This is a genomic window from Pseudomonas sp. MYb541 (genome assembly GCF_037479595.1).
Classification (GTDB): Bacteria; Pseudomonadota; Gammaproteobacteria; order Pseudomonadales; family Pseudomonadaceae; genus Aquipseudomonas; species Aquipseudomonas canadensis.
In genome coordinates this window covers 65,928-80,301 of the sequence record NZ_JBBGYS010000033.1, presented here as the reverse complement: position 1 = coordinate 80,301, position 14,374 = coordinate 65,928, and the positions used below count along the sequence as shown (strand labels likewise).

15 protein-coding genes are annotated in these 14,374 nt (G+C 59.6%); 12 read left to right on the top strand and 3 right to left on the bottom strand.

Features of this window, described 5'->3' with window-relative positions:
- The first annotated feature begins 173 nt into the window (after positions 1-173).
- The 9 genes from prfB to WH299_RS20340 all read left to right on the top strand — a co-directional run bounded on the left by prfB (position 174) and on the right by WH299_RS20340 (position 7,803).
- Positions 174-1,269 (top strand): peptide chain release factor 2 gene (prfB, locus tag WH299_RS20380; RefSeq protein WP_100215725.1). Its coding sequence is split into 2 segments (ribosomal slippage): positions 174-245 and positions 247-1,269, totalling 1,095 coding nucleotides; the frame shifts between segments, so codons are not numbered across the junction.
- 93 nt (positions 1,270-1,362) lie between these two features.
- Positions 1,363-2,862, top strand: a complete 1,500-nt coding sequence (gene lysS, locus WH299_RS20375) for a lysine--tRNA ligase (protein ID WP_038849273.1) — start codon at positions 1,363-1,365, stop codon at positions 2,860-2,862.
- A 106-nt stretch (positions 2,863-2,968) separates the two neighbouring features.
- Positions 2,969-3,685 carry a TetR/AcrR family transcriptional regulator gene (locus WH299_RS20370; protein ID WP_016979842.1) on the top strand — a complete coding sequence of 239 codons (717 nt, stop codon included), beginning with the start codon at positions 2,969-2,971 and terminating at the stop codon, positions 3,683-3,685.
- Between the two features lie 16 nt (positions 3,686-3,701).
- Positions 3,702-4,250 (top strand): hypothetical protein, encoded by a 549-nt coding sequence (locus WH299_RS20365; protein WP_339496708.1) that lies wholly within the window; start codon positions 3,702-3,704, stop codon positions 4,248-4,250.
- Between the two features lie 21 nt (positions 4,251-4,271).
- The gene (locus WH299_RS20360) at positions 4,272-5,549 is read left to right on the top strand and encodes a flavohemoglobin expression-modulating QEGLA motif protein (protein WP_028619119.1); all 1,278 of its coding nucleotides are present in this window, start codon (positions 4,272-4,274) and stop codon (positions 5,547-5,549) included.
- 156 nt (positions 5,550-5,705) lie between these two features.
- Positions 5,706-6,611: an alpha/beta hydrolase gene (locus tag WH299_RS20355; protein WP_122724601.1), complete on the top strand. Its 906-nt coding sequence runs from the start codon at positions 5,706-5,708 to the stop codon at positions 6,609-6,611.
- A complete protein-coding gene (locus tag WH299_RS20350) occupies positions 6,608-6,934 on the top strand; it encodes a hypothetical protein (RefSeq protein ID WP_122724603.1) in 327 nt (108 codons plus the stop codon). Before WH299_RS20355 ends, WH299_RS20350 begins: the two co-directional genes overlap by 4 nt.
- Before the next feature lie 167 nt (positions 6,935-7,101).
- Positions 7,102-7,422, top strand: coding sequence for a hypothetical protein (locus tag WH299_RS20345; protein WP_323623843.1), 321 nt, complete (start codon positions 7,102-7,104; stop codon positions 7,420-7,422).
- 186 nt (positions 7,423-7,608) lie between these two features.
- Positions 7,609-7,803 (top strand): hypothetical protein, encoded by a 195-nt coding sequence (locus WH299_RS20340; RefSeq protein WP_123476586.1) that lies wholly within the window; start codon positions 7,609-7,611, stop codon positions 7,801-7,803.
- A 29-nt stretch (positions 7,804-7,832) separates the two neighbouring features.
- Here the strand turns inward: WH299_RS20340 and WH299_RS20335 are convergent, their stop codons facing one another.
- From WH299_RS20335 to WH299_RS20325, 3 genes are all read right to left on the bottom strand, one after another.
- Positions 7,833-8,618, bottom strand: coding sequence for an OmpA family protein (locus tag WH299_RS20335; RefSeq protein WP_012722563.1), 786 nt, complete (start codon positions 8,616-8,618; stop codon positions 7,833-7,835).
- A gap of 55 nt (positions 8,619-8,673) precedes the next feature.
- Positions 8,674-9,099 (bottom strand): DUF4398 domain-containing protein, encoded by a 426-nt coding sequence (locus tag WH299_RS20330; RefSeq protein ID WP_028619124.1) that lies wholly within the window; start codon positions 9,097-9,099, stop codon positions 8,674-8,676.
- A 273-nt stretch (positions 9,100-9,372) separates the two neighbouring features.
- Entirely contained in the window at positions 9,373-9,717 is a 345-nt protein-coding gene (locus WH299_RS20325; protein WP_028619125.1) for a hypothetical protein, read from the bottom strand.
- 185 nt (positions 9,718-9,902) lie between these two features.
- Here WH299_RS20325 and ppc point away from each other — a divergent pair, with 185 nt between their 5' ends.
- From ppc to tsaB, 3 genes are all read left to right on the top strand, one after another.
- Positions 9,903-12,530 carry a phosphoenolpyruvate carboxylase gene (gene ppc, locus WH299_RS20320; RefSeq protein WP_122724608.1) on the top strand — a complete coding sequence of 876 codons (2,628 nt, stop codon included), beginning with the start codon at positions 9,903-9,905 and terminating at the stop codon, positions 12,528-12,530.
- Positions 12,531-12,809: 279 nt separating this feature from the next.
- Positions 12,810-13,457, top strand: coding sequence for an adenylate kinase (adk, locus tag WH299_RS20315; RefSeq protein ID WP_339551134.1), 648 nt, complete (start codon positions 12,810-12,812; stop codon positions 13,455-13,457).
- A 90-nt stretch (positions 13,458-13,547) separates the two neighbouring features.
- Positions 13,548-14,234, top strand: a complete 687-nt coding sequence (tsaB, locus tag WH299_RS20310; RefSeq protein ID WP_068936967.1) for a tRNA (adenosine(37)-N6)-threonylcarbamoyltransferase complex dimerization subunit type 1 TsaB — start codon at positions 13,548-13,550, stop codon at positions 14,232-14,234.
- The last annotated feature ends 140 nt before the right edge of the window (positions 14,235-14,374 follow it).

The following is a 14,374-nucleotide window of genomic DNA, read 5'->3' as shown; positions in this document are numbered from 1 at the left end:
CTATCAAAAGTGAGCCGCTGTAAGAGCGGAACCAATAGCAGCCGTGACCGCAGGAATGGATATGTACTCCGATGATCCAGCCCCACGCCTTTTCGCCCAGCGGACTGCCGCTCCCCCCCATTTCCCGTTATACTCGCCGGCTTTCAAAAGTTCGCCAACGAGTGCTGCCCGCCATGGAAATCAACCCGATCCTTAACACCATCAAGGACCTGTCCGAGCGCTCCGAAACTATTCGGGGGTATCTTTGACTACGATCAAAAGCATGAGCGTCTGACCGAAGTCAATCGCGAGCTTGAAGATCCTGCTGTCTGGAACAAACCTGAATACGCCCAGGAACTGGGCCGCGAGCGCGCTGCGCTGGCGCAGATCGTCGATACCCTCGACGAACTGAACACCGGTCTGGCCGATTGCCGCGACCTGCTGGACATGGCCGTCGAAGAAAACGACGAAGGCGCAGTGGGCGATGTCGTCGCCGAGCTGGCCCGTCTCGAGGAAAACCTCGCCAAACTCGAATTCCGTCGCATGTTCAGCCACGAGATGGACCCGAACAACGCCTACCTGGATATCCAGGCCGGTTCCGGCGGCACCGAGGCTCAGGACTGGGCAAACATCCTGCTGCGCATGTACCTGCGCTGGGCCGACAAGCGCGGTTTCGAAGCGACCATCATGGAGCTGTCCGCCGGTGAAGTCGCCGGTATCAAGGGCGCAACCGTGCACATCAAGGGCGAATACGCTTTTGGCTGGCTGCGCACCGAGATCGGCGTACACCGCCTGGTACGCAAGAGCCCGTTCGACTCCGGCAACCGTCGCCACACCTCGTTCTCCGCCGTTTTCGTCTCGCCAGAGATCGACGACAAGGTGGAAATCGAGATCAACCCGGCCGACCTGCGCATCGACACCTACCGCTCCTCCGGTGCCGGTGGTCAGCACGTAAACACCACCGACTCGGCCGTACGTATCACCCACGTACCGACCAACACCGTGGTCAGCTGCCAGAACGAACGTTCCCAGCACGCCAACAAGGACACCGCCATGAAAATGCTGCGGGCCAAGTTGTACGAGCAGGAAATGCAGAAACGCAACGCCGCGTCCCAAGCGCTGGAAGACACCAAGTCGGATATCGGCTGGGGTCACCAGATCCGCTCTTATGTGCTCGATGCGTCGCGGATCAAGGATCTGCGCACTAACATCGAACGCAGTGACTGTGACAAGGTACTCGACGGCGATATCGACGAATACCTGGAAGCCAGCCTGAAATCCGGCCTGTAATACGCTGACAAACCGCGATCCCTGTAGGAGCCGGCTTGCCGGCGATCCCCGGCCTGAGCCTGGGACAACGAACCCGATGGAATATTTAAAGACATGAGCGACCAACAACTCGACCAGGCCCTGCAACAGGAAGAAAACTCCCTGATCGCCCTGCGCAAGGAAAAGCTTGCTGCCGAGCGCGCCAAGGGCAATGCCTTCCCCAACGACTTCCGCCGCGAAAACTACTGCGATGCCTTGCAGAAGCAGTACGCGGACAAGACCAAGGAAGAGCTGGCAGAGGCTGCGATCCCGGTCAAGGTGGCAGGTCGCATCATGCTCAACCGTGGCTCGTTCATGGTGATCCAGGACATGACCGGTCGCATCCAGGTCTACGTCAACCGCAAGACCTTGCCGGAAGAAACCCTGGCCTCGGTGAAAACCTGGGACATGGGCGACATCATCGCCGCCGAAGGCACCCTGGCCCGTTCCGGCAAGGGTGACCTGTATGTGGAAATGACCAACGTGCGCCTGCTGACCAAGTCGCTGCGCCCGCTGCCGGACAAGCACCACGGCCTGACCGACACCGAACAACGCTACCGCCAGCGCTACGTTGACCTGATCGTCAACGAAGAAGTGCGCCACACCTTCCGTGTGCGCTCGCAAGTGATCGCGCATATCCGTACCTTCCTGATGCAGCGTGACTTCCTGGAAGTGGAAACCCCGATGCTGCAGACCATCCCCGGTGGTGCCGCAGCCAAGCCGTTCGAAACCCACCACAACGCGCTGGACATGGAAATGTTCCTGCGTATCGCGCCGGAGCTGTACCTCAAGCGTCTTGTTGTTGGCGGCTTCGAAAAAGTGTTCGAGATCAACCGCAACTTCCGTAACGAAGGCGTTTCGACCCGTCACAACCCAGAATTCACCATGTTGGAGTTCTATCAGGCCTACGCCGACTACGAAGACAACATGGACCTGACCGAAGAACTGTTCCGCGAACTGGCGCAGTTGGTCCTGGGCAGCACCGACGTGCCGTACGGCGACAAGGTGTTCCACTTCGGCGAGCCGTTCGTGCGTCTGTCGGTGTTCGACTCGATCCTCAAGTACAACCCTGAGCTGACCGCCGACGACCTGAACGATATCGACAAGGCCCGTGCCATCGCCAAGAAAGCCGGCGCGAAGGTGCTGGGCTTCGAAGGCCTGGGCAAATTGCAGGTGATGATTTTCGAAGAGCTGGTCGAGCACAAGCTGGAACAGCCGCACTTCATCACCCAGTACCCGTTCGAAGTGTCGCCGCTGGCCCGTCGCAACGATGACAACCCGAACGTCACCGACCGTTTCGAGCTGTTCATCGGTGGCCGCGAAATCGCCAATGCCTACTCCGAGCTTAACGACGCGGAAGACCAGGCCGAGCGCTTCATGGCCCAGGTGGCCGACAAGGACGCCGGTGACGACGAAGCCATGCACTACGACGCTGACTTCGTCCGCGCCCTGGAGTACGGCATGCCGCCGACGGCCGGTGAAGGGATCGGCATTGACCGTCTGGTGATGCTGTTGACCAACTCGCCGTCGATCCGCGACGTGATCTTGTTCCCGCACATGCGGCCACAAGCGTAACCGAAGCGAAATCCGAAGCCGCCTTTTATAAGGCGGCTTTTTTATGGGGCGTTATTAAGCGTCAAGCAAACAGCGCCAGGTTTTGATCTATTCAAGGATTTGAGTCGTGAACCGCGTAACCGCTCAAGAAGGCGCCGCCGGCATTGCCGCTGCCGTGGCTGAAAGCGTCCAGTACCAGGGCCGCAAGGCCAGTCGTCGGGGTAGCGAGCAACGCAGACAAGACATTCTCGATGCAGCCATGCGCATTGTGGTGCGTGATGGCGTGCGTGCTGTGCGCCATCGGGCAGTGGCCGCGGAGGCAGGGGTGCCGTTGTCGGCCACCACCTACTATTTCAAGGACATTGATGACCTGCTCACCGACACCTTCGCCCAATACGTCGAGCGCAGCGCTGCGTTCATGGGCAAGCTGTGGGTGCGCAACGAAGGCCTGCTGCGCGAGATGGTCGCCTATGGCGATGGCAGCCCGCAGTCACGTTCGCAACTGGCCGATGACATTGCGCGGCTGACCGCCGATTACGTCTTGCGCCAGTTGACCAACCGTCGTGAGCACCTGATGGCCGAGCAGGCGTTCCGCCAGGAAGCCTTGCTCAACCCGCGTCTGGCCGAGTTGGTACGTTCCCACCAGCAGATTCTGTTGCAGGGCACCGGGCAGTTTTTCCAGGTGCTGGGCTCCCGCGAGCCGCAACAGGATGCCAAAGTGTTGACGGCGATAATCAGTCGGATGGAATATCAGGGCCTGCTGGGCGGCGCAGAGCCTCTGACCGGTGAAGAGATGCTTGAGATCCTCAAGCGTTACATGCATTTGGTGTTGGCCTCGGTCTGACACCGGGGAATGTCTAATGAAAACCTGGCGTGTGGTTGTAATCGGCTTGTCGCTCCTGCTGCTGAGTGGTTGCCTGGTGACCTTCAAGGACCCGCTGCCGGCCCATGACGCCGCGCCGCAGGCCCTGCTGGGCCAATGGTCGAGCAAAAACGCCTGGGGCGAGCCGCTCAACCTGCACATCACCGCCGTTGGTGAGCACCGGTACAAAGCGGTGAGCTACCCTACAGCCAAGCCCGGCCAGCGTGACGAGTATCTGTTCAGCGTTTCGCGCCATGGCAGCCGCTGGTACTTGTCGGCGCCGCTACCGGCCAAACTAGGCGGGAACTTCATCCTGGCGGGTTTCGAAATCAACGAAAAGCATGAATTGGTGGTCTACAACCTCGACCTGGAGCAGATCCATCAAGCCATAGACCAAAAGGCGTTGCACGGCAGTACCGTGGAAACCGTCGAAGGTGCTGGCGTGTTGGTGGACAGCTCCTTGGACCAGGTGTTTGCCTACTTGGATGACCCGGCCAACGCCGATGTATTCGTGGAAGCCGTGCGCTACCAGCGTGCGGGCAAATAACGTTTAAAGAGGAAGCACCGGGTGGACGATTACCAGCAGACGATACGCACCTTGTCTGATCGCATTGTGCTGGCGCAAACACCGATTCGCGTCCTCGACGCCGTGAAGTGGGACGAGAACATTCGTCAGGGATTTCTCAAGGCAAAGGGCAAGGAAATGCCGGCGGTGAGCCGCGACTACTACCTCAACCGGCCGCTGGCGTTCGATTCCAGCGCGGTGAAGCTGGAGTTCCAGAACATCGAGCGCGACATCACCCGTCGCCTCGGCCAGTTCAGCCCGGTGGGGCAGATCATGCGCCGCATGTGCAAGGAATACCGCATGGTGGTGCGCATGCTCGAAGCGCGCGGCACCGAGGATTTCGGCCTGATTTCCCAGGAACTCTACGGCGCTGCGTCCGATGCGTTCCACGCCGGCGACCCGACCCTGGCTGACTTGGGGCTGATGCTTTCGGACTACCTGAATAACATCGATGGCCGTGGCGACTTGAAGGATGAGGCCAAGACCCTTACCGCCAAGGACGCCGTTGCCCTGCTGCAAACTCGCCTGAACAAGGTGTTCGGCGAGGCCGAAGAAACCATCCGCGTGTTCGAGTCCGACGGTATCGTCGCAGACGCTGCGGCGGGTGCCGACTACATCAAGATCCGCGCCGACGCGATGTTCAACGACCGCGACGTGCGCGCCCTGGAAGTGCATGAAGGCCTGGTGCATGTCGGCACCACTCTCAATGGCCAGAACCAGCCGATCTGCACCTTCCTGTCCAAAGGCCCGCCCTCGTCCACCGTGACCCAGGAAGGCCTGGCGATCCTGATGGAAATCATCACCTTCGCCTCCTACCCGAGCCGCCTGCGCAAGCTGACCAACCGCACCCGCGCCATCCATATGGTGGAAGAGGGCGCCGACTTCCTGCAGGTGTTCGAGTTCTTCCGCGAACAAGGCTTTGAGATGGCCGAAAGCTACGGCAATGCCAGTCGCGTATTCCGTGGCTCGGTGCCGACCGGTCTGCCGTTTACCAAGGACCTGTCCTACCTCAAGGGCTTTATCATGGTCTACAACTACATCCAACTCGCCGTGCGCAAAGGCAAGCTGGAACAAGTGCCGCTGCTGTTCTGCGGCAAGACCACCCTGGAAGACATGCGTACCCTGCGCCAACTGGTCGACGAAGGCCTGGTGGTGCCGCCCAAGTACCTGCCCGAGCAGTTCCGCGACATGAACGCACTGGCGGCGTGGATGTGTTTCTCCAACTTCCTCAACCACTTGAGCCTGGATCGGATCGAGGCGGATTACTCGAATATCCTTTGACGAAACCGGATCGACCTGTGGGAGCGGGCTTGCTCGCGAAAGCGGTACATCAGATATACATAAGTTGACTGATACACGGCTTTCGCGAGCAAGCCCGCTCCCACATTTGAATCTCTGAAAGATTTAAAATTTCGAATAATAGCGAGGCTTCAACGGATGAGAATCCTCGGCATTCTGTGCCTGCTACTCACATTGAACGGCTGCAGCTCACTGCTGTTCTACCCCGAGCCCGGCCTGCCATTCACGCCGGAAAAAGCCCACCTGCAATATCGCGACGTCACCTTGACCACCGCCGACGGCGTGAAGCTCCACGCCTGGTGGTTGCCGGCCAAGCCTGGTGTGCCGCTCAAGGGCACGGTGCTGCATTTGCACGGTAACGGCGGCAATCTGGCCTGGCACCTGGGCGGCAGTTGGTGGTTGCCCGAGCAGGGCTACCAAGTGCTGCTGCTGGACTACCGCGGTTATGGCTTGTCGGAAGGCAAGCCGTCATTACCGGCAATCTATGAGGACGTGGACGCGGCGTTCAAATGGATCGACAAGGCCCCCGAAACCCAAGGCCATCCGCTGATCGTTCTGGGCCAAAGCCTCGGCGGGGCGTTGGCGGTGCATTACCTGGCTGCCCATCCGGAGCGCCAATCCCAGCTCAAGGCCCTGGTGCTGGACGGTGTGCCCGCCAGTTATCGTGACGTAGGACAATTTGCCTTGAGCACTTCCTGGTTAACATGGCCGTTTCAGGTGCCTCTGTCCTGGCTGGTGCCGGACGGCGACAGCGCAATATATGCCATGCCGAAACTGATGGGCGTGCCGAAGCTGTTGTTCCACAGCCTGGACGACCCGATCGTGCCAATGGCCAATGGTATCCGCCTGTACCAGGCCGCACCGCCGCCACGGGTGTTGCAGTTGACCCGGGGCGGGCATGTGCAGACCTTTGCCGACAAGACCTGGCAAACCGTAATGCTGCGCTATCTGGACGACCCGCAACACTTCAACGGCTTACGCCGCCTGGGCGAGATTCCGAACTACCCCATTCCTAAAGTTGATTCATCAGAGAGCCCGCAATGAGCGAAGAACGCAACATGATCCCGCTGATCCTCACCGGCATCGGCACCATCATCGGCACCGTCGGTTGCCTGTGGTTCTACGGTTACCTGCACTTCGCCAAGCCGGAAGATGCGCTGTTGCTCAGCGATTTCACTATGCTCAAGACGGTGCCAGGCGAGGAGTACAAGATCTCCCTGACGCCGGCCGCGCAAGTGGCGCAATGCGTGGATGGCGTGCTGGTGATGTTCGATACCGAGCAGAAAGGCCTCAGCGGTGTGCTGGTGAACAACAAGAAGCAGGCCGTGCGATGCATGGGGCAGGAAACCCCGCAATTGCAGCAGTGAATGCTGTTTTTGCCGGTGTGGGAAAATACCCTTTTTCGTACCGATTCATGATTTAGCGTGTGTCAGGCGCTCGGCCGGCCGGAACCAGCCTCGCGTGCTCACCACAGACCATGGACTGATTGGCAATGCTGATCAGTCCATTTTTCATTAGTCTGGAGTGAGCCTATATGGCAGTTATAAACGGAGTATCGGGTGTAGGCAGCATGGGCAGTGGCGGAAATGTCGGCGGGGGTGCCCCATCCAACCAAGGCCTCGATCAGCAGATCCAGGACCTCCAACGTAAAATCAAAGATATGCAGTCACAAGGTGCTAAAGGTGGTCAGGGCGCAGGTGAGCTCGACGAACTGATGAAGCTACTGGAAAAGCTGCTTAAACAAAAAAATGATCAAGGTGCGCAGGGCAATCAAGGCGCACAGGATGGACAAGGTCGCGGCCAGGGCCAGATCCAAATGCCGGAGACCCAGGGCTCCGGCAAGGTCGGCGGTTGAGCGGCACCTCTCAAAAATCGCCCTTTTCAGGGCGTTTTTTCGTGCTGAATCAGCTAGTCAGCCTGTAACGACGTGGAGGGCGTAATACCGGGGGCCGCATGTCATGCAACTGAAATGGAAATATCTGGAACCGGTTCGACTTAAATGCCACATAAAATGTGGAAACCTACAAAGATTGGGTCGAGGATGAAAATACATATTCCTGTATTGGAAAACATGTTGGCCATGGCAAGGCAGCATGTAGCGCTGGAACAGGATGCTGCTCGCAGGTACAAGCGCGATCAACAAATGGATGAAAAGGCGGGCGCGAAAATTGAAATGCCCGCCGTAGACACGAATCGCACCATTCAGTTTGATGAGCCGAAAAAAAACCCACCGTGAGGTGGGTTTTCTTATCCAGTGCCAATCAATCAGTTAGCAACGGAAGACCGTGGCTTGACTGGCTGGTTGTCGTTGGAAATGGTCACTTCCACGCGGCGGTTCATGGCACGACCCGAGACGCTGCCGTTGTCGGCAACCGGGTATTCCTTGCCGTAACCCTGGGTCACGATGCGCGAGATGTCCACGCCTTGTTGAGCCAGTGCGCGTTGTACCGAAGCGGCACGACGCTCGGACAGGCTCTGGTTGTACGAGTCGGAACCGGTGCTGTCGGTGTAGCCTTCGACGATCACTTTACGGTCCGGGTTGTCGCGCAGGAACTGAGCCAGTTTGGTGATGTTCACCAGACCGCTGGATTTCAGGTCGGACTTGTTGGTGGCGAACAGCACGTCACCGAACGTTACCAAGGTACCGCGATCGGTCTGCTTGGCGTTCAGGCTGTCCTGCAGTTGCTTGATTTGCGCATCGCGCGCATCCAGCAAGGCGCGGGCACGTTCGTCGCCGGCATTTTTCAGCTTGGCTTCGGATTCGCGCAGCACGATGGTGTCTTTGGCCACTTCAACGCGCTGGTTGGTCAGGTAAGCCAACTGGTCGACTTTCTTCTCGTCTTCCTTGTCGCGGTAGGCCTTGTCAGCCTTGTCCAGCCATTCGCTGGCGTCCTTGGTTTCCAGTGCCGCCAGCTTGGTGGCTTGCGGGTTGGTCTGCAGGGCCGAGAAGTTGGTCCGTGCGTTTTCCAGGTTCGCGTTAGGCGGGGTGGAACAGGCCGCCAGGGCAACGCTCATCGCCAGCAGGGCAGGGATCATCAATTGTTTACGCATAGTCGTGTCGTCCTTTCAATTCGATATCAGGTGCGTTGCAGTCACAGGAAGCGTCTTACTTCTGCTGGATAGCAGCAGGACGCATGCCTTCCTTACGCAGCTCTTCAACGGCTTTCTGGGAGTCCTTCACAGCCTGTTGGGCCTTGGCGGCCTGAGCCTTGCGTTCCGCGACGCGAGCGTCCCACTCGGCTTGTTCAGCCAACTGGCGAGCTTTGTCGTAGTTCTTGTCGTGCATGGCAATTTCGGCTTCTTTTAGCTTGTCCTGAGCCGACTTCATTTCCACAGCCGCGTACTCAGTACCGCCGGCGCTGACAGCGCTGTTCACGGCGGACTGGGTGACCGCGTACTGCTCGGTCGGAGGGTTGCCGGCACAGCCCGCCAGAACGAAGCTGGTGCCGATTGCCAGCGCGGCCAATTTGAGCCCGCGCAGGTGGTTAAACGAGGATTTGGCAGTGCTGGTCTTCATCGTCTTCAACTCCATTGGATAACTCCTGAAATACATCAAAATCCATCTCACTGGTCTGCGGCGGCGGGCCTGGCACTGATGCACAAATTGCCCTTTAAAACGACCGTTCCAAGTGATGGCTTACTGGCTGTGACCGGAGGCTTTTTTCAAAAGTTCAGAGAAGATGGCGATTTGCCTAAAAAAATATCTGACTGAACGGTCAGCGTAAAAACGTTGGAACTTCTGCGTTGCGCAGTGGTACGCCGGGCCCTTAAGGAGCCCGGAATAAAGGGGGGGGGTGGGGGTTTGTCAGTGTTTCTGTTCGTCGCTGCTGGCGGACAGATCATGCAGGTAGCGGCGCGACAGCGTCAGAAAGCGTGGGGTGGGGCCGACGTCCTCGTACAGCGGATCGCCTTCTTCATCGGTGGCAATCACCTGCTGGCCCTTGATGTAGGGGAAGCTGGCTTCCAGCTCTTCCAGGGCGGCGCCGATCAACTCACCGAGCAATTCTTCGGGGTGGCGTTTGGGGTACATCTCGGTGATGGCCGCCAGCCGCGCGGCGGATTCCATATCCAGGTGGATGGCGTACTCGGTCTTGGTCAAGCGACCCTTGGCGTTCTCTTCCCAATGCTGGGCCAGTTCTCGAATTTTCATGGCAACCTCAATGAAGCCCGCTTTTAGCAGGCGGTGATGAGTGTCCAGTCGCCTGCGCGGATAAACGCGACGACTTAACCTTGAGACTAGCTGCAACTCACAAGGTTTAAAGTCTTGTCATAAATCGATGCTGGCGGCACTCTGGCAAACCTGCGCGTCCCGGATTTCTGGCTGGAGATTGGCTGATGAGTGATATCGATGCACGCTTGCGTGAGGATGTTCACCTGCTGGGTGAGCTGTTGGGCAACACCATTCGAGAGCAGTACGGCGATGATTTCCTCGACAAGATCGAGCAGATCCGCAAAGGCGCCAAGGCTGACCGGCGCGGAGCCGGCGATGAACTGAGCACCAGCCTGAACCAGTTGCAGGAAAACGAACTGTTGCCGGTGGCCCGCGCCTTCAATCAGTTCCTGAATCTGGCCAACATTGCCGAGCAGTACCAACTGATCCACCGGCGTGATGAGTCGCAGCCGGCACCGTTCGAATCTCGCGTATTGCCCGAGTTGCTGGCGCGCCTGCAAAGCGAAGGCCACAGCAACGAATCCCTGGCCCGCCAGTTGGGGCGCCTGGAGATCGAACTGGTCCTCACCGCCCACCCCACCGAAGTGGCGCGCCGTACCCTGATCCAGAAATACGATGCCATCGCCGCCCAACTGGCGGCCCAGGATCACCGCGACCTCACCAGCGCAGAGCGCGAGCAGATCCGCCAACGCTTGCAACGCTTGATCGCCGAAGCCTGGCACACCGAAGAAATCCGCCGCACTCGACCTACGCCCGTGGACGAAGCCAAATGGGGCTTTGCGGTGATCGAGCATTCGCTGTGGCACGCGATCCCCAACTATCTGCGCAAGGCTGACCAGGCGCTGCACGCCGCCACCGGTTTGCGCTTGCCCCTGGAGGCCGCACCGATCCGCTTTGCGTCGTGGATGGGCGGCGACCGTGACGGCAACCCGAACGTCACGGCACCGGTCACCCGCGAAGTGCTGCTGTTGGCGCGCTGGATGGCCGCCGATTTGTACCTGCGCGATATCGATCACCTGGCCTCTGAGCTGTCGATGCAACAAGCCAGCCCGGCGTTGCAGGCCAAGGTCGGTGATAGCGTCGAGCCTTATCGCGCTTTGCTCAAGCAACTGCGCGAACGCCTGCGCGCCACGCGCCAATGGGCGCACACCGCGTTGAGCAGCAGCACCCCGGCGCCGGCCGAGGTGTTGCAGAACAACCGCGACCTGCTGGAGCCGCTGGAGTTGTGCTACCAGTCACTGCACGAATGCGGCATGGGCGTGATCGCGGATGGGCCTTTGCTCGATTGCCTGCGTCGGGCGGTGACCTTCGGGCTGTTCCTGGTGCGGTTGGACGTGCGTCAGGATTCCAGTCGCCATTCGGCCGCCATGACCGAAATCACCGACTACCTCGGCCTGGGCCGTTACGAGGACTGGAACGAAGAGATGCGTATCAGCTTCCTGATGAAGGAGCTGGCCAACCGTCGACCGCTGTTGCCGGGCTATTTCAAACCGTCGGCGGACACTGCCGAGGTACTCAACACCTGTAAGGAAGTCGCCGCCGCACCGGCTGCATCGTTGGGCTCGTATGTCATCTCCATGGCCGGCGCTGCCTCGGACGTTTTGGCCGTGCAACTGCTGCTTAAAGAGTCGGGCGTGCAACGGCCGATGCGCGTGGTGCCATTGTTCGAAACACTGGCTGACCTGGATAACGCCGGCCCGGTGATCGAGCAACTGTTGTTGCTGCCGGGCTATCGCGCGCGTTTGCAGGGGCCGCAGGAAGTGATGATCGGCTACTCGGACTCGGCCAAGGACGCCGGCACCACCGCCGCCGCCTGGGCGCAGTACCGGGCGCAGGAGCGCCTGGTGGATATCTGCCGTGAGCAACAAGTGGAACTGCTGTTGTTCCACGGTCGCGGTGGCACCGTGGGCCGTGGCGGTGGCCCGGCTCACGCGGCGATCCTGTCGCAACCGCCGGGCTCGGTGGCGGGGCGGTTCCGCACCACCGAACAGGGCGAGATGATCCGCTTCAAGTTCGGCCTGCCGGATATCGCCGAGCAGAACCTCAACCTTTACCTGGCTGCCGTGTTGGAGGCGACGCTGTTGCCACCGCCGCCGCCGGAGCCAGCCTGGCGCCATTTGATGGATGAATTGGCGGCAGACGGTGTCAGCGCTTACCGCGCGGTGGTGCGGGAAAATCCGCAGTTCGTCGAGTATTTCCGTCAGTCCACGCCGGAACAGGAGCTGGGTCGCTTGCCCCTGGGCAGTCGCCCGGCCAAACGCCGTGCGGGCGGGATTGAAAGCCTGCGCGCGATCCCGTGGATCTTCGGCTGGACCCAGACCCGCCTGATGCTGCCGGCCTGGCTGGGTTGGGAAGCAGCGTTGAGCAAGGCCCTGGAGCGCGGCGAAGGCGAGTTGCTGGGGCAGATGCGTGAACAGTGGCCATTTTTCCGCACCCGTATCGATATGCTGGAAATGGTGCTGGCCAAGGCGGATGCCGATATCGCCCGCCTGTATGACGAGCGGCTGGTGCAGCCGGACCTGCTGCCATTGGGTGCGCATCTGCGCGACCTATTGTCGCAGGCGTGCAACGTGGTGCTTGGCCTGACCGGGCAGTCGCAACTGCTGGCCCATAGCCCGGACACCCTGGAGTTCATCCGCCTGCGCAACACCTACCTTGACCCCTTGCACCTGCTACAGGCCGAGTTGCTGGCGCGCTCCCGTCAGCAGGAAGCGGCGCAGGACAGCCCTCTGGAACAGGCGCTGCTGGTCTCCGTGGCCGGTATTGCCGCCGGTTTGCGTAACACTGGCTAGGGTTTTTTGCGTGTTCTCAATAGCTTGCAGGTAAACCACGGCGGCCGCCCTGAAACGGGCGGCCGGTGTTTATGGGGCCGGGTTGCACTCAGGCACACCCTACCTATGACGCATGCCCTGCGCGGGTTCCTGCGACTTTTGGCGGCTTGTGTGGTTAAGGCCTGCTGTGTATCTTGATCAGCCTTTGGCCGTTTGGGCGGCCCGAATTCTATTTTTACGCGATTGGCCCCCTGCGGCGAATCCGAGCGTCATCTCTATAAAAAATTGAGGAGCACATCAATGCGCGTCATTCTGCTGGGAGCTCCCGGGGCCGGTAAAGGTACTCAGGCAAAGTTCATCACTGAAAAATTCGGCATTCCACAAATCTCCACCGGCGATATGCTGCGTGCGGCCGTCAAGGCTGGCACCGAGCTGGGCCTGATCGCCAAGAGCGTGATGGACAGCGGTGGCCTGGTGTCCGATGACTTGATCATCAACCTGGTCAAGGAACGCATCAGCCAGGAAGACTGCAAGAACGGTTTCCTGTTCGACGGCTTCCCACGCACCATTCCCCAGGCTGAAGCCCTGGTGAAGGCCGGCGTTGAGCTGGATGCGGTGGTTGAAATCGCGGTGGAAGATGAAGAGATCGTCCAGCGCATTGCTGGTCGTCGCGTTCACGAAGCCTCCGGCCGCGTGTACCACACTGTCTACAACCCGCCTAAAGTGGAAGGCAAGGACGATGTGACCGGCGAAGACCTGGTGCAGCGTAAAGACGACACCGAAGAAACCGTGCGTCATCGCCTGTCGGTCTACCATTCCCAGACCAAGCCGCTGGTGGACTTCTACCAGAAGCTGTCCGCTGCCCAGGGCAAGCCGAAGTCCAGTCACATTCCTGGCGTCGGCTCGGTTGAAGCGATCACTGCCAAAGTGCTGCAAGCACTGAGCTGATCCCTCGACTGGCTTCACGGATAACGGCCCGCTTGCGGGCCGTTGTTGTTTATACTGGCGCACTTTTTTTCGACTTGGACACCCACACCGATGAGCACCCTGCTGGCCCTGGACACCGCGACTGAAGCTTGCTCCGTTGCCCTGCTGCATGATGGCAAGGTAACGAGCCACTACGAGGTGATCCCGCGTCTGCATGCGCAGAAGCTGTTGCCGATGATCAAGCAACTGTTGGAAGACGCCGGCACTACGCTGGCTGCGGTGGATGCCATCGCCTTCGGCCGTGGTCCGGGTGCGTTTACCGGTGTGCGTATTGCCATCGGTGTGGTGCAGGGCCTGGCATTTGCGCTGGAACGCCCGGTATTGCCGGTGTCCAACCTGGCCGTTCTGGCCCAGCGCGCCTTGCGTGAACATGGCGTTCATCAGGTTGCGGCGGCTATCGATGCGCGCATGGATGAAGTGTATTGGGGCTGCTACCGCGAAACGGCAGGCGAGATGCGCCTAGTAGGTGTGGAAACTGTGCAGCCGCCTGAATCATCCGTATTGCCGGGTGATGCCAGCGGTGACTGGTTCGGTGCCGGCACCGGTTGGGGTTATGGTGAGCGCATCGCTGTGCCATTGGTTGGGAGAGACGCGGCGATGTTGCCCCACGCTGAAGATCTATTGGCCTTGGCGCGGTTTGCTTTTGAACGTGGGGAAGCGATCCCTGCGGATCAGGCAGCACCTGTTTACCTGCGCGATAAAGTGGCGCAAACCAAGGCCGAGCGCGGGATTATTTGACGTCAAAAATGATGGCAATATGGGGCTAAATTCACCAATCGTCAGAATTTGCCCCCCGTTTTAAACCTTTTTCAAATTATGTGTTCTAGTTATCACCAGAGCATTTGCGCACTACGGACAGTGCTGCCAAAATGCCATTA